The 18,134-nt window shown below is 69.1% G+C and carries 15 protein-coding genes; 7 read left to right on the top strand and 8 right to left on the bottom strand.

Features of this window, described 5'->3' with window-relative positions; all coding sequences use genetic code 11:
* The first annotated feature begins 33 nt into the window (after positions 1-33).
* From AAC691_RS03505 to AAC691_RS03515, 3 genes are all read left to right on the top strand, one after another.
* Positions 34-2,928: a [protein-PII] uridylyltransferase gene (locus AAC691_RS03505; RefSeq protein WP_323991207.1), complete on the top strand. Its 2,895-nt coding sequence runs from the start codon at positions 34-36 to the stop codon at positions 2,926-2,928.
* Between the two features lie 53 nt (positions 2,929-2,981).
* A complete protein-coding gene (locus AAC691_RS03510) occupies positions 2,982-4,517 on the top strand; it encodes a carboxypeptidase M32 (RefSeq protein WP_342628963.1) in 1,536 nt (511 codons plus the stop codon).
* A gap of 84 nt (positions 4,518-4,601) precedes the next feature.
* Positions 4,602-5,759 carry an L-dopachrome tautomerase-related protein gene (locus AAC691_RS03515; RefSeq protein ID WP_342628964.1) on the top strand — a complete coding sequence of 386 codons (1,158 nt, stop codon included), beginning with the start codon at positions 4,602-4,604 and terminating at the stop codon, positions 5,757-5,759.
* Between the two features lie 267 nt (positions 5,760-6,026).
* On the opposite strand, the gene AAC691_RS03520 is transcribed toward AAC691_RS03515, so the two are convergent.
* Positions 6,027-6,587: a phosphotransferase-like protein gene (locus AAC691_RS03520; protein ID WP_342628965.1), complete on the bottom strand. Its 561-nt coding sequence runs from the start codon at positions 6,585-6,587 to the stop codon at positions 6,027-6,029.
* Between the two features lie 326 nt (positions 6,588-6,913).
* Between AAC691_RS03520 and thrC the strand changes: the two genes are divergently transcribed.
* From thrC to AAC691_RS03540, 4 genes are all read left to right on the top strand, one after another.
* Entirely contained in the window at positions 6,914-8,311 is a 1,398-nt protein-coding gene (gene thrC, locus AAC691_RS03525; RefSeq protein WP_342628966.1) for a threonine synthase, read from the top strand.
* Between the two features lie 63 nt (positions 8,312-8,374).
* Entirely contained in the window at positions 8,375-9,640 is a 1,266-nt protein-coding gene (locus AAC691_RS03530) for a pitrilysin family protein (protein WP_323991211.1), read from the top strand.
* Positions 9,637-10,977, top strand: coding sequence for a TldD/PmbA family protein (locus tag AAC691_RS03535; protein WP_342628967.1), 1,341 nt, complete (start codon positions 9,637-9,639; stop codon positions 10,975-10,977). Before AAC691_RS03530 ends, AAC691_RS03535 begins: the two co-directional genes overlap by 4 nt.
* Before the next feature lie 67 nt (positions 10,978-11,044).
* A complete protein-coding gene (locus tag AAC691_RS03540) occupies positions 11,045-12,016 on the top strand; it encodes a TIM44-like domain-containing protein (protein WP_342628968.1) in 972 nt (323 codons plus the stop codon).
* A gap of 6 nt (positions 12,017-12,022) precedes the next feature.
* Here the strand turns inward: AAC691_RS03540 and AAC691_RS03545 are convergent, their stop codons facing one another.
* The 7 genes from AAC691_RS03545 to AAC691_RS03575 form a co-directional block, all read right to left on the bottom strand.
* Positions 12,023-12,166: a hypothetical protein gene (locus tag AAC691_RS03545; protein WP_176641150.1), complete on the bottom strand. Its 144-nt coding sequence runs from the start codon at positions 12,164-12,166 to the stop codon at positions 12,023-12,025.
* Between the two features lie 6 nt (positions 12,167-12,172).
* Entirely contained in the window at positions 12,173-13,114 is a 942-nt protein-coding gene (locus AAC691_RS03550; protein WP_342628969.1) for a heme o synthase, read from the bottom strand.
* Complete coding sequence (locus AAC691_RS03555) at positions 13,111-14,481, bottom strand: cbb3-type cytochrome c oxidase subunit I (RefSeq protein WP_342628970.1); 1,371 nt, start codon at positions 14,479-14,481, stop codon at positions 13,111-13,113. Before AAC691_RS03555 ends, AAC691_RS03550 begins: the two co-directional genes overlap by 4 nt.
* Before the next feature lie 144 nt (positions 14,482-14,625).
* The gene (locus AAC691_RS03560; RefSeq protein WP_176641258.1) at positions 14,626-15,360 is read right to left on the bottom strand and encodes a class I SAM-dependent methyltransferase; all 735 of its coding nucleotides are present in this window, start codon (positions 15,358-15,360) and stop codon (positions 14,626-14,628) included.
* A gap of 63 nt (positions 15,361-15,423) precedes the next feature.
* Positions 15,424-16,440: a glutathione synthase gene (gene gshB, locus AAC691_RS03565; RefSeq protein ID WP_342628971.1), complete on the bottom strand. Its 1,017-nt coding sequence runs from the start codon at positions 16,438-16,440 to the stop codon at positions 15,424-15,426.
* Positions 16,441-16,531: 91 nt separating this feature from the next.
* Positions 16,532-17,092, bottom strand: a complete 561-nt coding sequence (gene greB, locus AAC691_RS03570) for a transcription elongation factor GreB (RefSeq protein WP_342628972.1) — start codon at positions 17,090-17,092, stop codon at positions 16,532-16,534.
* A gap of 90 nt (positions 17,093-17,182) precedes the next feature.
* The gene (locus AAC691_RS03575) at positions 17,183-18,106 is read right to left on the bottom strand and encodes an aldose 1-epimerase (RefSeq protein WP_342628973.1); all 924 of its coding nucleotides are present in this window, start codon (positions 18,104-18,106) and stop codon (positions 17,183-17,185) included.
* Positions 18,107-18,134: the final 28 nt, after the last annotated feature.

Consider the following 18,134-nt stretch of genomic DNA (forward strand, 5'->3'; position numbering starts at 1 on the left):
ACCAGCCCCCTGCAGGAAATCGAACAAGCCGCGATGCCGACCCCGTCTTCTTTGTCCCCGTCCGCCGGGGATCTGACCCGAAGCCTCGCGGCGTCGCTCCGCTCGGTCACGACCGGCGCGCCCGTCCCGCGCGAGGAGGCGATCGGGCTGTTCCGCCGGCACCTGGCGCGCTTCCAGGCATCGGTGCGCGAGGAATTCGAGGCCCATCGCCTGCATGGCGCGTCGGCCGCCAAGCAGTTGGCGCTGCATACCGACGGGATGATCCGCACGCTGGTGGATTTCACGCTGGATTGCGCGCTGGCGGATGCGATCGGACCCGGCGCGCGGCATCTGGCGGTGGCGGCCACCGGCGGGTACGGGCGCGGCATGCTGGCCCCGTTCAGCGACATCGACCTGCTGTTCCTGACCCAGGAGGAGCCATCGGCCGATATCAGCCTGGTCGTCGAATATATCCTGTATTTCCTGTGGGACCTGGGGCTGAAGGTGGGGCATGCCACGCGGTCGATTCCGCAATGCATCGCCGAGGCCGAGGCCGACACGACGGTGCGCACCACCCTGCTGGATGCGCGCCTGCTGGCCGGTGACGACGCGCTGTTCGCGATGTTCGAGGCCCGCTACATCGTCGCGTGCGTCGAGGCCGGGGCCGCGCGCTTCATCACCGACAAGCGCAAGGAGCGCACGGCGCGCCATCACCGTTTCGGCGACAGCCCATACCTGGTCGAGCCCAATGTCAAGGAAGGGCGCGGCGGCCTGCGGGACCTGCAGACGCTGTACTGGATGTGCCGCTACACGTTCGGCACGCGCCACGTGGCCGACCTGCTGTCGCCGGGGTTCGGGGCGCTGGGCCTGCTGACCGAGCAGGAAGCCAAGCGGGCGCGGCGGTCATGGAATTTCCTGTGGAGCGTGCGGCTGCATCTCCATTACATCTCGGGCCGGGCGGAAGAGCGCCTGACCTTCGACGTGCAGCCTGTGGTGGGCGCGCGCATGGGCTATACGCGCCATGGGCGGCAGGTCGGGGTCGAGCGCTTCATGCGCCATTATTTCCTGACGGTGCGCGAGGTCATGCGCCTGACCCATGTGCTGGAACCCGCGGTGATGCGCCAGGCCCTGGGGGCCGCCGCCAACGCGCCGCAGGCCGACGGCACGATGCGCGACGCGGGCTTTACCGTGCTGGACGGGCAGATCCTGCCCGCGCGCGGCACCGCCTTCGACGACGAGCCGATCCAGATGATGCGGCTGCTGGAGTTGGCGCGCGCGCGCAAGCTGCCGATCCATCCGCTGGCGATGCACGAACTGATCCGCTGGGAACGGCGGGCGGCCAGCCTGCGGGGTGATCCCGAGGCATCGCGGATCTTCCTGGAACTGCTGTGCGGCAGCCCGCCGGACCGGGCAGGCCGGGCGGCGCGGGGCGAAACCAGGGAAGACGCCGGCGACGAGGCGCCGAGCTTCCACGCCACGGCGCAGGACCGGCGCCAGGGCAATGCCTATTGGCTGCACATCCTGAACGAGACCGGGATCATGGGCCGGCTGCTGCCCGACTGGTCGCGCATCGTCGGGCAGATGCAGTTCGACACCTATCATGTCTTCACGGTCGACGAGCATACGATCGAGGCCATCCGCATCCTGGGCCGGATCGAGCACGGGGCCATGGCGGACGAGATTCCGCTGGCCTATGACCTGGCGCGCAACCTGCAGTCGCGCCGCGCGCTGTATGTCGCCGTGCTGCTGCACGACATCGCCAAGGGACGTGGCGGCGACCATTCCGAGCTGGGGTCCGAGATCGCGCTGGGTGTCTGCCCCGAGATGGGCCTGTCCGGCGAGGAGACCGAGACGGTGTCGTGGCTGGTGCTGCATCACCTGCTGCTGAGCCAGACCGCCTTCCAGCGCGATATCGACGACCCCAAGACGATCCTGGACCTGGCGGACACGATCCAGTCGCCCGAGCGGCTGCGCCTGCTGCTGCTGCTGACGATCGTGGATATGCGCGCCGTCAGCCCGCGCGTGTGGAACGCCTGGAAGGCCACGCTGCTGCACGAACTGTATATGCGGGTGGCCGAGGTGCTGGAAGGCGGGCTGGCGACGACCGAGCGCGACATCCGTGTCTCGCGCGCCAAGGAAGCCGTCGCCGCCATCCTGGAGGAGGACGGCGCCAGCCGCGAGGAGACCGACCATTTCCTGGGGCTGGGCTATGGCAGCTATTGGCTGTCCTTCGACCAGGAGACCCATGCGCGCCATGCCCGGCTGATCCGCGAATCCGAGGCGCGGGACGCGCTGCTGACGGTGGAGACGCAGCCCCTGCCGGCGCGCGGCGTCACCGAGGTCACGATCTATGCCGCCGACCATCCGGGCCTGTTCTCGCACATCGCCGGGGCGCTGGCGATCGCGGGCGCGTCGATCGTCGATGCGCGGATCCATACGCTGATCAACGGCATGGCGCTGGATACGTTCTGGATCCAGGATGGCGGCGGCGAGGCGTTCGAGGAGCCGCAGCAGCTTGCGCGGCTGTCCGCGCTGATCGAGCAGACCCTGTCGGGCCGGCTGGATATCGGCAAGGAAATCGCCTGTGTCGGGCGCATGCGCTATGGGCGGCGGATGCGCGCGATCCACGTGCCGCCACGCGTGGTCATCGACAACCGCGCGTCGAACACCCATACGGTGATCGAGATCAACGGCCGCGACCGGCCGGGCCTGCTGCATGACGTCACCCGCGCCATCAGCGAGCATAAATTGCAGATCGCCTCGGCCCATATCACGACCTATGGCGTGCGGGCGGTCGACGTGTTCTATGTCAAGGACCTGTTCGGCCTGAAGATCATGGACGAGAAGCGGCTGACCGAAATCCGCGAGGCGCTGCTGCAGGGCCTGCGCGAGGCCGAGGAAGCGGCGTCGGGCGAGGCCGGGCCGCCGCTGGAGACGCTGATCGCCTGAAGGTCGCCCCATCCGGCTCCGCCAGCCCATGGCGGCGCGCCAAGGAAGATGCCATGCCCGACACTGCGCCCGACACTGCGCCCGACGACCCGTCCCTGACCGCCTATGGGCAGCTTGCGCAGCATTTCGCGCGCATCGGCCGCATCCGCAATGCGCTGGGCATCCTGGGCTGGGACAAGGACGTGATGATGCCCGCCGGCGCCGGCGACAGCCGGGCCGAGAGCATCGCGACGCTGAACGTGCTGTGCCACGAGATGCTGACCGACCCGGCGGTCGAGACCCTGCTGGAACAGGCGCACGCCCCCGCCGGGTCATGGGAAGCCGCGAACCTGGCCGAGATGCGCCGGGCCTATCTGCATGCGGCCTCGGTGCCGGCGGACCTGGTCGAGGCCACGTCGCGCGCGGCCTCGCGCTGCGAGATGGCGTGGCGCGAGGCGCGGCGCGACAGCGATTTCGCCATGCTGCTGCCCTATCTGTCCGAGGTGCTGGACCGCACCCGCGAGCTGGCCCAGGCGAAGGGCGCGGCGCTGGGCCTGGCGCCGTACGACGCGCTGCTGGACCAGTACGATCCCGGCACGCGGCGCACGGACATCGACCCGGTCTTCGCCGAACTGCGCCGGGACCTGCCGGCGCTGATCGCCGATGCGCGGGCGCACCAGGCCGCCCTGCCCGCCTCCGCACTGCCGGCCGGCCCCTTTCCCATGCATCGTCAGGAAGCGGTGGGACGGCAGGTCATGCAGGCGCTGGGTTTCGACATGGCGCGGGGGCGGCTGGATGTCAGCATCCATCCGTTCTGCGGCGGCGCCGAGGACGATGTGCGCATCACCACCCGCTATGACGAGAACGACGTGCTGAACGCCCTGATGGGCGTGGTGCATGAAACGGGCCACGCGCTGTACGAGCAGGGCCTGCCGCCCGCCTGGCATACGCAGCCGGTCGGCCAGGCGCGCGGCATGAGCCTGCATGAAAGCCAGTCGCTGCTGATGGAGATGCAGGTCGCGCGGTCGCGCCCCTTCATCGACTGGCTGGCGCCGCTGCTGCGCAATGCGTTCGGCGGCGACGATTCGGACCCGGCCTGGTCGGCCGAGTCGCTGTACCATGCCGTGACCCGGGTGCGGCCAGGCTTCATCCGCGTGGACGCGGACGAAGTGACCTATCCCGCCCATGTGCTGGTCCGCTACCAGTTGGAAACCGCGCTGATCGACGGCAGCCTGGCGCTGCGCGACCTGCCGGAAGCGTTCAATGCCGGCATTTTCAACCTGCTGGGCCTGACGGTACCGAACGATCGGCTGGGCTGCCTGCAGGACATCCACTGGCCGTCTGGCGCGTGGGGATATTTCCCGACCTATACGATGGGGGCGATCCTGGCCGCGCAACTGCGCCAGGCGGCGTTCGATGCCGATCCGGCGATCGGGGCCGGCATCGCCCGGGGCGATTTCGCCCCGCTGCTGGACTGGCTGCGCACCCATGTCCACAGCCAGGCCAGCCGGCTGTCCACGCCCGAGATCATCCGCGCGGCCACCGGGGCGGCGCCGTCGACCGCTTCCTATCGCGCGCATCTGCGCCGGCGCTATTGCGGCGCGGCCTGAAACGGGACGCGCTGCAAACAGGAAGGGCCGCCATACGAATCCGGGCGGTTGCCATCGGCGGCCGATCGTGGCGACATGCCGCCGATGGCACGTTTCCTTCCGATCCCGCGCCCGGCCGGCCCGCGCCTGGCCGCCGGCGCGCTGACCCTTCTTCTCTCCTGCGGGGCCCCGGCGGCCTGGGCCGCCAAGCCCGCGCCGCCGCTCGACCCGTCCGCGCCGCTGGTGCCGGTCGCTCAAAGCGACGGGCGGGTGTGGAACGCGGTGGTCGTGCTGCCGGATGGACGCATGGTCCTGGATTATCCCGCCTGGGCGGGCGGCACGGGCCCGTCGCTGACCGTGCGCGACGCGGACGGCACGCAGCGCCCCTACCCGGACGCCGGATGGCACGACGCAACGCGCGATCCGGCGCGACGCTTCATCTCGGTCGAGGGACTGCATCTGACCGGCGATGGGGCGCTGTGGGTGGTGGATAGCGGCATCGGCGCGGATGGGCGCGCCGTGCCGGGCGGCGCCAAGCTGGCGCGGATCGACACCACGGACGGCACGGTGACGCGCATCGTGCCGATCGACCCGGCCGTGCTGCGGCCAGGCAGCCATCCGGCGGGCGTGCGCATCGCCCGCGGCCATGGCTTCGTCGGCGATTCGGGCGTCGCCGGGCTGATCGTGATCGACCTTGGCGACGGGCCGGGCCATGGCGGGCAGCGCCGCCTGCTGGATCATCACCCGTCCTTGACGGCGCAGCGGCCGATCATGACCGGCGGACGCGTGCTGCGGGGGGCGAACGGCCATGTCGCGGCCGTGAACGTGAACCATCTGGAAGTCAGCCCCGACGGTCAGTGGCTGTATTACCAGCCTCTGTGCGGGCCGCTCTACCGGATCGGCACCGACCTGCTGACCGATACCAGCGTCACCGGGGTCGAACTGGATGACGGAGCGACGCTTTGGTACAACACGCCGCCACTGGGCGGGATGACGGTGGACCGCGATGGCACGCTGTATTTCGACGACGTGTCCACCGGCAGCATTTTCCGCTTCACCGCCGGGCGGATCTATCAGCGGATCGTCGTCGACCCGCGCCTGCGCTGGCCGGCCGAGCCTTATGTTACCCCGGGGGGCCAGCTTTATGTCCCCGTGGCCCAACTGGACCGCACGCCGCGATTCGATGGCGGGCGGGCCGAAGTACGATGGCCGCTGGACCTGTATCGCGTCGATGTCGGGGCGCTGCCGCCGCCGAAATACTGAACCGCGCGGTTCCACGCGGGGTGAATTCATATCCATGGGCAAAATGGCTGACCGTCCTGCGGTCTCGTTTTCGGGGCTTTGCCCCGAGCCCCACCAAAGGCGTTGCCTTTGGAAACCGATTATTTATCAAAGATATGGGGCAAGGAGGCTGCGCCCTCTCGTGGGTTGAAGGCAGCCAGGCGCCCCCATAAACGCGAATTCAAGCGACCTGCGAGCCCGACTCGTTGCGGTTTTGAGACATGTTAGTGAGTGGCTGGCCTCGGGGTTTCATCTTCCAGAGCGCCATCTCCGTTCCGCCTCCATTACGATTAAATCGACGCAGTTGCCTGTCGATGCCGATGTCGTATCCACAACCATGTCATACTCAATCCCTGCGTGAACGCTTTCCGCCTGTAGACGCGCCATCCCTTTTTGCCGGTCGCCCCGCGCAAGCTCGCGCTGTTCCGCAACATTTGGAAGGCACATCACCCCGACCCACAAGATGTCCGAGCCACAGAGGTTTTCTTTCCACCGTTGTTGGGCTGTCGGACCGCTGATGAATACGTCCTCCAGAATCAGGCCGACTTGGCGCTCAGCGACAGCTTGGAGGCCGCACATCCACGCCTGCTCGTATGCCCGGAAAGCCCCGCCGACATCGACTTTTCCTGAAGGAGAAATCGTCAGTCCATCGCCATCGTTAAGATCGCGGTATGGCATCGCCTGTATGAGGTCGTCGATCCCGAAAGATAGCCACCTACCCTTCAAGCGTTCTTTCAGCAGGCGAGCGATGGAAGACTTTCCCGAACTCGAGCCTCCATTTAAAACTATGGCCCTAGATTGTGCGCTCAACTTTCGTCTCCGTCGATTCAGTCGCTCAGCACGCAAAGCGGATTAGAGAGATCTTTAGTCAATCGAGCCCCATTTCCCACGTTCGTGGAAAGCCCCAAAATACCACCTGTAAACGGGACTCCGTCCGCGATGTCTTAAATGGCCATGAATGCTCCTCCAGTGCTGACGTAGTCTCGCCAGACGCACGGAGAGTTCCGCGCCCCTCAACTCGGGCCAGGTCCCGCGGCCGATCCGTTCGCAAGACCCGCCATCGCCCCGATGCGATAGCCGCGCGGGGGTAAACGCGCCCCCTTCGCGGCGGGTCGGCTTGGCGGTATGATCGCGTCATGCGTTACGTCTCTACCCGGGGTCAGGCCCCTGTCCGCGATTTTTCCGAGGTCCTGCTGGCCGGCCTTGCCGAGGATGGCGGGCTGTATCTGCCCGAGACCTGGCCTGTCCTGAGCGCCGATGACTGGCGCGCGCTGCGCGGCCTGTCCTATCCCGAACTGGCGGCGCGGATCATCGGGCCCTTCGCCGCCGGCAGCATCGCCCCCGAGACGTTGCGGCGCCTGTGCCATGAGGCCTATGCCGGGTTCGACCATGCGGCGATCGTGCCGCTGGTGCAGGTGGAAGACGGGCTGTTCGTCCAGGAACTGTTCCACGGGCCGACCCTGGCCTTCAAGGACATGGCGATGCAGTTGCTGGGCCGGCTGTTCGACCATGTGCTGGCCGAACGGGACGCGCACGTGACCATCGTGGGCGCGACCTCGGGCGATACCGGGTCGGCGGCGATCGAGGCGTGCCGGGGCCGTACCCGGGTCAAGACCGTCATCCTGCATCCCGAGGGCCGCACCTCGGACGTGCAGCGGCGGCAGATGACCACCGTGCTGGAACCCAACGTGACCAATCTGGCGGTGCAGGGTACGTTCGACGACTGCCAGGACCTGGTGAAGGGGATGTTCGCCGACGCCCCCTTCCGGCAGGAGATGCGCCTGTCGGCGGTCAATTCCATCAACTGGGCCCGCATCGCGGCGCAGGTCCCGTACTATGTTTATGCCGCGCTGGCCCTGGGCGCACCGGACCGCGCGGTCGCCTTTGCCGTGCCGACCGGCAATTTCGGCAACATCCTGGCCGCCTGGGCGGCGCGGCGCATGGGGCTGCCGGTGCGGGCGCTGTGCGTGGGGTCGAACCGCAACGACATCCTGACCCGCTTCCTGCGCGGCAACGACATGAGCGTGCAGGGCGTGGTCCCCAGCCTGTCGCCGTCGATGGACATCCAGGTTTCGTCGAATTTCGAGCGGCTGCTGTTCGAGCTGCTGGACCGGGACGCCGCGTCCTGCGCACGGATCATGACCGATTTCCGCCGCACCGGCCGCATGGCGGTGCCCGACGCGACCTGGCGGCGGGCCGCCGAGCTGTTCCATGCCCTGGCCCTTGACGACGAGGCCACGAAGACCGAAATCCGCAAGCTGTATGCGCAAAGCGGCTACCTGGCCGACCCGCACAGCGCCATCGGGATCGCCGCCGGGCGGATGTTCCGCGAACCGGGCATTCCGATGGTGGCGATGGCGACCGCCCACCCGGCCAAGTTTCCCGACGCGATGGAGGCCGCCATCGGGATTCGCCCCGCCCTGCCGCCGCGGCTGGCGGATCTATTCGACCGGCCCGAACGTTACGAGGTGGTGGCCGCCCGGCTGGACGCGGTCGAAGACCGGGTGCGGGCCGCGGTGCTGAAGAACGCCTGAGCGATTTTTTTTCCATGACCCGGACGTCCGGCCCCGCCGGCCGGACCGTCACGCAGGACCCTGATGACAGAGCAGATCAACGTCACCCGCCTCCCTTCCGGCCTGACGGTCGTTACCGAACATATGGAACGCGTGGAGACCGTATCCTTCGGCGCCTATGTGGCCGCCGGTACGTGCCATGAGCACGCCGCGGAGAACGGCGTCTCGCACTTCCTGGAGCATATGGCCTTCAAGGGGACGGACAGCCGCAGCGCCGCCGGGATCGCCGAGGAGATCGAGAATGTGGGCGGGCACATCAACGCCTATACCGCGCGCGAGCACACGGCCTATTACGTCAAGCTGCTGAAGGAAGACCTGAAGCTGGGGGTCGACATCATCGGCGATATCCTGACCCACAGCACCTTCGCCCCCGACGAGGTCGAGCGCGAGCGCGGGGTCATCCTGCAGGAGATCGGCCAGGCGAACGACACGCCCGACGACATCATCTTCGACCATTTCCAGGAAACCGCGTTTCCCGGCCAGCCGATGGGCCGCCCGACCCTGGGCACCGAGCCCCTGATCCGCGAGATGAGCCGCGAGACGCTGATGCGCTATATGCGCACCCATTACACCACCGCGAACACGGTGATCGCGGCAGCGGGCAACTTGGCGCATGACGACGTGGTGGCGCTGGTCCAGCGGCATTTCGCCGACCTGCCGGCGCAGGCGGGTTCGGCCTCGTTCGAATCCCGCTATCTGGGCGGGGAGTTCCGCAAGGAGAAGGACCTGGACCAGGCCCATGTGGTGCTGGGCTTTCCGTCCGTCGGCTATGGCGATCCGGATTATTATCCGGTCCTGCTGCTGTCGACCCTGCTGGGGGGTGGCATGTCGTCGCGCCTGTTCCAGGAGATCCGCGAGAAGCGGGGGCTGGTCTATTCGGTCTATTCGTTCAACGCGCCGTTCCGCGACGGCGGGCTGTTCGGGATCTATGCCGGCACAGGTGGCGACCAGATCGAGGAACTGGTCCCCGTGACCCTGGAGGAACTGCGCAAGGTGCAGACCCGCATCGGCCAGGATGAGCTGAACCGGGCGCGGGCGCAGTTGAAGTCCTCGCTGCTGATGTCGCTGGAAAGCACCGGCAGCCGCTGCGAGCAACTGGCCCGGCAATTGCAGATATTCGGCCGGCTGATCCCGACCGCCGAGACCGTGGCGCGGATCGACGCGGTGGGCATCGGCGACGTGCAGCGCGTGGCCGCGCGGCTGTTCCGTGGCCGACCGACCCTGGCGTCGCTGGGGCCGGTAAGCCAGATGCCGGACGTCGCCGCCATCGCCGAGGCGCTTGCGGCATGACCGGCGATCCGCTGGACCTGATCGGCGGCCTGCTGGCCATGGCCCGCGCGGCCGGGGCCGATGCGGCCGACGCGCTGTACCTGGCGCGCACGACCCAGGGCGTGCAGGTCCGCAACGGCCGGACCGAGGACCTGGAACGATCCGAGACCCAGGACCTGGGCCTGCGGGTGTTCGTCGGGCGCCGGTCGTCCATCGTGTCGGCCACGGGGCTGGACCCCGAGCGGTTCGCGCCCCTGGTCGAGCAGGCGCTGGCCATGGCCCGCGTGGTGCCCGAGGACCCGCATGCCGGGCTGTCGCCCCTGGCGGAGACGGGGTTCGTGGACGGCACGGGCCTGGATCTGCTGGACATGGCGCGTCCGGACACCGCATCGCTGCTTGCGCGCGCGCGCGCGGCCGAGGATGCCGCGCTGTCGGTGGCCGGGGTGACCAACAGCAATGGCGGGTCGGCCACCGCCAGCCTGTCGGACATCGTGCTGATGAGTTCGGCCGGGTTTTCCGGCCGCTATGCGCGCAGCGGCCATTCGGTGTCGGCCAGCGTACTGGCCGGGCACGGCACGGGCATGCAGCGCGACTATGATTATCACAGCACGGTGCATCTGGCCGACCTGGACGATCCCGCCGCGATCGGACGCAGCGCCGGCGAGCGCACGGTCGCGCGGCTGAATCCCGGCCGGCCGCGCACCGGCAGGATGGCGGTGGTGTACGATCCGCGCGTGTCGGCCAGCCTGCTGGGGCATCTGGCCGGCGCGGTCAACGGCAACGCGATCGCGAGGGGCACGTCCTTCCTGAAGGACCGGATGGGCCAGCGAATCATGCCGGCCGGCCTCGACGTCCTGGACGACCCCACGCGACCGCGCGGCCTGGCGGCGCACCCGTTCGACGGCGAAGGCGTGCGGAGCGGCGTGCTGGAGATCGTGCGCGACGGGGTGCTGACGAACTGGGCGCTGGATTCGCGCAGCGCGCGGCAGATCGGGACCACCGGCAACGGCCGGGCCAGCCGTGGACCGTCCGCGCCGCCCGTCCCGTCGCTGGGCAGCCTGTACGCGCGCCCCGGCACGCTGACGCCGGCCGCGCTGATGCAGGACATCGCCGAGGGGATCTATGTCACCGAACTGATGGGATCGGCCATCAACGGCCTGACCGGCGATTACAGCCGCGGGGCTGCGGGATTCATGATCCGGGGCGGCGTGCTGGCCGAACCGGTCGCCGAACTGACCATCGCCGGCAACCTGAACGACATGTTCGCCCGGATGGTACTGGCCGACGACCTGGAATTCCGCCGGGCGACCAACGCGCCGACGATCCGGATCGACGACATGATGATCGCCGGGGCCTGAATACGGCCCCCGTCAGACAGGCCCCCGTCAGACAGGCCCAGCATCAGACAGGACAGGAACAGACCGCATGACCATTCCGACCCGTACCGTCCGGCCTCGCCTGGCGCGCCGTGCGGCGTTCCTGCTGCTGGGCACGGCCCTCGCGATCGCGCAGGGCGGCCTGGCATACCAGGCGGATGCCCGGCCGGGCGGCGGGATGTCGCTGGGCAGCCGGGGATCGCGGACCTATAGCGCCCCTGCCCCGACCACGACGGCGCCTTATGGCGCGGCACCGATGCAGCGTTCGATCACGCCGCAATCGCCATCGCCCCTGGGCGGATATTCCGGCAATCCCTCCGCCTTCCCGCGTTCGCCGTACGGAGCGCCTTATGGCGCGCCCTATGCGCGGCCGCATCCCTTTGCCGGCGGGTTTCTGGGCGGGCTGCTGGGGGCCGGCCTGTTCGGTGTGCTGTTCGGGCACGGGATTGCCGGAGGGCTGCATGGCGGGGGCAGTTTCTTCGGCTTCCTGATCCAGTTGCTGCTGCTGGGGCTGCTGGTCGGCTGGCTGGTCCGGCGGTTTTCGGGCGGCGCCGCGCGACGGATGAGCATGCCGGCGGCGCCCGGGGCCTATGGCCAGGGCCCGGCGCCCGACCAGTTGACCGTCACCCCGGACGATTACCGCGCATTCCAGCGGCTGCTGGTCGATATCCAGGCGGCCTGGAGCCAGCAGAACCTGCCGGCGCTGCAGCATATGGCGACGCCGGAAATGGTTGGGTATTTCAACGCGCAGCTTTCGGACCTGGCCAGCCGTGGGGCCCGCAACGTGGTCTCGGACGTCCGCTTCGAGCGGGGCGACCTGGCCGAAGCCTGGTCGGAAAACGGCTTCGACTATGCCACCGTCGCCATGCGTTATTCGATGGTGGACATCACCACCGACATGGTCGGCCACGTGATCGACGGCAGTTCGACCGAGCGGGTGACCACGACAGAACTCTGGACCTTCGTCCGGCCGTCGCGCGGCGGGGCGTGGCTGTTGTCGGCGATCCAGCAGGCACGGTGACCGGCCCTACAGCCTGACCAGCGCCAGCCCGTAGATGATCGCGGCCAGCGCCAGCAGCGTCATCGCGGCGCCGATGACGCGGCCGCGATGCCGGCGGGCATATTCCGCCGCCTGCGCCGCGGTGAGGGAAATCGGCTGTTCCGTCGGCATCGTCCCTTATCCTCCGATCAGGACATGATCGGCCAGCAGCCCGCAGAACAGCAGGAAGAGATAGGCCAGCGAAAAACGGAAGGCGTGGCGGGCGGGCTTGTCGCCGGTCAGGCTTGTGCCGTCCGCGTCCTGCCGGTCGCCCAATACCCGCACCGCGCAGAAGACGAAGCCCGCATCGAGCAGGATCGTGGTCGCGGCATAGAGCCAACCCGCCAGATGCAGGGCCGGGGGCACCAGCGAGACCGCGGACAGCGCCAGCGTGTACCACAGGATCTGCCAGCGCGTATGCCGCGCACCGCGCACCACCGGCAGCATGGGAATGCCGGCCCGGCCGTAATCCTTGCAGGCGTAGAGCGACAGCGACCAGAAATGCGGCGGGGTCCAGAGGAAGATGATCGCGAACATGACGACGGGCATCACGCCCAGCGAACCGGTGGCGGCCGCCCAGCCGATCATCGGCGGAAACGCGCCGGCGGCGCCCCCGATGACGATGTTCTGCGGCGTCGAACGCTTGAGCCACATCGTATAGACCACGGCATAGAAGAAAATCGAGAACCCCAGCACACAGGCCGCCAGCAGGTTGGTGGCCAGCCACATCAGCAGCACCGAGGCCACGGACAGGCCGATGCCGAAGCCCAGCGCGGCATCGGCGCGGATGCGGCCGTCGGGGATCGGGCGGCGGGCGGTGCGGGTCATGACCGCGTCGATATCGCGGTCGTACCACATATTGATCGCCCCGGCCGCGCCCGAGGCCATGCAGATGCACAGGATGGCGATGCAGGCGATCAGCGGGTTGATCCGGCCCGGCGCCATGGCCAGCCCGGCGGCCCCGGTGAACACCACCAGCGAGATCACCCTGGGCTTGAGCAGCGCGACCCAGTCCCTGGCCTCGGTCCCGACCAGGGCGGCGTCGAAGCGGGTCGCGTCCTCGGAAAGGGAGAGGCTCATGCGCCGGCTCCGCGATACGGGAAATCGGCGAAGGCGTCGCGCGGCGCCGGCGTGGCCAGGGTCCATTCAAGCGTACGTGCGCCGGGGCCCCAGTAATTGGCCGCGCGCACCCGCGCGCCGCCGCGCAGCGCCAGGCCGGCGGTGATGACGAAGGCCAGCATCGACAGGCCCAGCAGGATCACCCCCGCCAGCACGCAGGCCGGCCGGTGCGGGGCCAGGCACAGCAGCGTGCCTGCCGTCGCCAGCGCGACATGCAGCCGGCCCCCGCTCTCGGGGCACTGGTGGCCGGTCATCTTGCCGATCCAGTAATAGAACCCGCCGAAGGTCGCGAACAGGGCGGCCGGCAGCGCCACGGCATGGCCGGCCGGAACGCCGCCCAGCCAGGCCAGGACCGGCCCCGCCAGCAGCAGGGCGGCAAAGGCGCAGGCCCACAGCATCGGCACGCGCAAGACCGGCCGCCCGGCCCGCACCGTCGCGCCCCAGACCGCCAGCAGCACCAGCATCGGCAGGCCGGTCGCCGCCTGCTCGATCACGGGGCGGGCCGCCGGCTGGGCCGCCAGGCCGCCGGAAAACAGGTCATGCACCCAGATCGTGGCCCCGCCGACCGACAGCACCGCCATCGCGCCCAGGGCGGCGGCCCGGCGGCGGAGCGCCACGCCGGAGAAGGTTTCGACCAGTTGGCAGACGATTCCGGCGGCCGGCAGCAGCAGCAGGCCGATTTCGGGACCGGAGAAGGCGCGCAGGGCCGGAACGGCCTGTCCCGCGCCGTGCGGCGCGCCCGCGAGCAGGCCGCGCGTCAGCGACGCCGCCAGGACCGGCAGGGTCACCACCATCATCAGCGCCGTCAGCGCCTGGGCCCAGGCGAAGAGCGGCATCGCGCGCAGGTCCATGCCCGGACGGCGCATGTTCAGCACGGTGGCGGCCATGTTGATGGACCAGCCCAGCATCGCCGCGCACCACAGCAGCATGCCCAGCCCGACCTGCACGCCGGAGAGGACCAGGAGGAAGCTGACGGCAAGGCCGATCCAGGCCAGCAGGGAAGCCCGGCGGGAGGCCATGTCGGGCGCGCCCAGCAGCATCGGCACGAACCAGGTGCCGAACCCGCCCGTCAGGGCCGGCAAGGCGCAGAACAGCACCATCAGCGCGCCATGGTCGATCGCGGCCCGGGCCAGTCCGCCGCCGGAAGCGGCGCCCTGCCCGGCCTGGGCCAGTTGCAGCGGCAGCGCCAGCGCGCCGCCGGCCAGCCCGGCCAGGACGGCAAGCGCCAGATACAGCGTGCCGACATGCCTGTGACTGAAGACGCGACCGCGTCGCGCCGGAAAGCTGCCGGTTCCGACCGCTGCTGGAACCTGGCCCTCTGTCGGCATGCGCCCAACCTCCTGCGACAAGGGGCCGGACGGGCGGCCCTGCTCAATTCGCCGCGACTTTACCGGAGCGTGCGGGGAAAAACGAGCCCCGCCGGGCCCGAAGGGACGCCCCGGGGGGTGCACCAGGGATGTCCTGGGGGAATATCAGGCCCGCGTTTCGGCCGACGGCGCGGCCGGATCGCGCGGCAGGACCACCAGGGTGAACAGCCCCGCGGGCGGCACGGGGTGGATGCTGGCCCGCGCCAGGTCGGCCGGCGGCAGCAGCGATTCGATCGCGAAATCCGGATGCCAGCCCAGCGAACGCGAGGCACGGGCCATGCTGCGTTCCACCGCCAGGCGTACGCCGCCGGTGGCCAGGAAATGATTGACGAACAGGATATGGCCGCCGGGCCGGACCACGCGCTTCAGTTCGGCCAGCAGGCGGCGCGGATTGGGCACCACCGAGGCGACGAACATCGCCACGGCGACGTCGAACGAGCCGTCGGCGAAGCGCGTCTCCTCGGCATCCATTTCCAGCAGCGCGTCGACATGGCGCAGATTCATGCGCGCCACGCGCTGGCGCGCGCGGTCCAGCATGTCGCCGGACAGGTCGATGCCTGTAATGCGCTTGTCCGACCGGTAATGCGGCAGCGCCAGGCCGGTGCCCACCCCGACTTCGAGCACTGCGGTGCCGGGCAGGCTGTTGACCGCGGCGACCGCGCGCTTGCGGCCGAATGCCGACACGCCGCCGAACAGCGCGTCATAGACCCCCGCCCAACGGCGATAGGCGGCTTTCACGGCCTCGGCATCCAGGGCGGAACGCGGGGCGGGCGTATAGCCCCCGACGGCGGTCGCCGCCCCACTGGCCTCGGGCGAGGCATCTTGAAGAACTTCGCTCATCAGGAATCCTCTCTGCCCTGCCGGGCGATTGTCTTCAAGTGGCCACGGGCGCGCGTCACGCCGTCAGGCCACAAATCCGCCCGCGCCGTCGCCTGCGCCCTCCAGCCGGCGCAGGATGCAATCCCAGATCAGGCCGGCGGAATTGATGCCGTCGAAGCGGGCCATTTCCTGCAGCCCGGTCGGCGAGGTCACGTTGATTTCGGTCAGCCAGTCGCCGATCACGTCGATCCCGACGAAGATCAGCCCCTTCTCGCGCAGCATCGGGCCGATCGCCGCGCAGATCTCGCGGTCGCGGGGGGTCAGCGCGACCTGCACCGCCTTGCCGCCGACATGCATGTTCGACCGCGCCTCGCCCTCGGCCGGGACACGGTTGATCGCGCCGATCGGCTGCCCGTCGGCCAGGATGATCCGCTTGTCGCCGCGCCGCACCGCCGGTTCATAACGCTGGATCATCAGCGGCTCACGCGAGCGGGCGAAATGCATTTCCAGCAGGGCGTTCAGGTTTTCGTCGTCCTCGCGGATGCGGAACACCCCGGCGCCGCCATTGCCGAACAGCGGCTTGACGATGATGTCGCGCCATTCGGCGCGGAAATCGCGGATGGCCTGCTGGTCCCACGTCACCAGGGTCGGCGGCATCAGGTCGGGATAATGGGTGACCAGCAGCTTCTCGGGCGCGTTGCGCACCGACGCCGGGTCGTTGACCACCAGGGCGCGGTCCGGGCCGATGCCGTGGACATGCTCCAGCATATGGGTGGCGGTGATGTAGGCCATGTCGAAGGGCGGGTCCTGCCGCATCAGGATGACGTCCATCTGCGACAGGTCCAGGATCCGTTCCTCGCCCAGGGTCGCATGGTCGCCCCTGACGCGCCGGACGGCGGCCGGGCGGGCGCGGGCGGTCAGGCGCTCGGCGCGGACGGCGCCGTGGCGGCCCTCACGCAGGCTGAGTCCCTGGACGTGGTAGACGAACAGCTCGTACCCCCGCGCCTGGGCCTCGAGCATCAGGGCGAAGGTCGAATCGCCGTTTATGTCGATCCCGGCCAGGGGATCCATCTGCACGGCAACCTTCAGCGGGCGGGACATGGACGCAACCTCCGGACGCGATTCGAACCCCGAACGACGTCAAGGGTCGTCCGCCCCCGCTTCTTAGTCGAGTTCGGGGTATCGAAAAACCTCATAACACGCTGGCGGAAGCGGATTGCCGCGCGCCGTCCGGTTCGGGATAGGCGATCCGCAGGATTTCGATGATCTCGGCCCCGGCCGGCGTCATCAGCCGGACCTCGTCCCCGACCCGCCCGCCAAGCACGGCGCGCGCGACGGGCGAGGCCAGGCTGACCTGGCCCGCGGCGAGATCGGCCTCGTCCACCCCCAGGATGGTGACCGTGCGTTCCTCATCCGTCTCGGTCGCATAGGTCACGGTGGCGCCGAAGAAGACGCGGTCGCGCCGGGTCTGGGCGGCGGGATCGACGACGATCGCCTTCTCGATCCGGCGGGTCAGGAAACGCACCCGGCGATCGATCTCGCGCAGGCGCTTCTTGCCGTAGAGATAGTCGCCGTTTTCCGAGCGATCGCCGTTTCCGGCCGCCCAGGAGACGATTTCGACGATTCGCGGCCGCTCGTCGCGCAGCAGGGCGTTCAGCTCGCCGCGCATCGCGGCCAGGCCGGCCGCCGTCATGTAGCGCGACACCCCATCCGGCGCGCGGGGGCGGTCGTCGTCGTCGTCGTCATCGGTCATGGAGGCCATTTTGCCCGAGCGTCCCGAATCTGAAACCCTTCGGGTGGAAAAATCGTGGCGGAGTCGCATGACGGCAAGAACCGGGCGGACTCAGCACCCCGTGAGGGCAAGACGGATATGGCCTTCCAGCTTGCGGCCGGGGGCGAGGATTCGCAGGCCCCCGTCGGCCACGCCCGGGTGGTTCAGGGCATCGTTCATGTGGGTCACCGGTTCGACGGCGATGAAGGGCCGGCCGGGCGGGGTATAGAGAACCAGGTGGCGGAACGGGTCGTCGGCCGCGATCGTCAGCGCCAGATTGTCCTGCGGCCAGCGCAGAAAGGCCGCGCCGCTCCATTCCGCATAGCAATGATCGATCGCCTGCGCGCCGATGGGACGCATCTGCTCGAACGACCACTCGCCCGTGGCGGGCACGCGCAGCGCCGGCAGGTGGCGGTCGTCGTTGGTCCAGACTGTGCCGGCGGAAAATCCCAGATGCAGGGCGCCGCGCCGGGGAAAATAGGGATGGAATCCCAGGCCCGCCGGCTGCGGATGCTGATCGGTATTTTCGATCAGCATGCCGATCGACAGCCCGTCCTGCCGCAGGTCGAATCGCAGTTGCGCGCGATAGGCGAAGGGCCATTGCGGATTCGGATGACGGGGATCCAGGTGCGGATTCCAGGACAGGCCCAGGGTGGCGCTGTCGTCGGACAGCAATTCCAGCCGCCAGGCATGTTCCCAGCCATTGCCGTGGATGACATGGGGCTCGCCGGCGAAGTTCGGCCGCATCCGGTATGGCACGCCGTCGAACTGAAAGCAGCCATCCGCCACCCGGTTGGAAAACGGCACCAGCGGATAGGCGGCGACCGCGCGGCCCCGCTGGGCCAGCAGGTTGGGGTCCGCGACGGCATGCAGGATATCGAGCCCGCCGCTCGTCCAGTAGGCGACGGCTCCGCCCAGGCCGGGCAGCAATCCCAGCCGCGCCGAGCCCGCCGCCAGTTCGATCATGCGCTGCTCCGGCATATGCTGCCCTGGCATAAGCTGCTCTGGCATAGGCCACCCTGCC

Source organism: Nguyenibacter vanlangensis (genome assembly GCF_038719015.1).
In the GTDB taxonomy this organism is placed as follows: Bacteria; Pseudomonadota; Alphaproteobacteria; order Acetobacterales; family Acetobacteraceae; genus Gluconacetobacter; species Gluconacetobacter vanlangensis.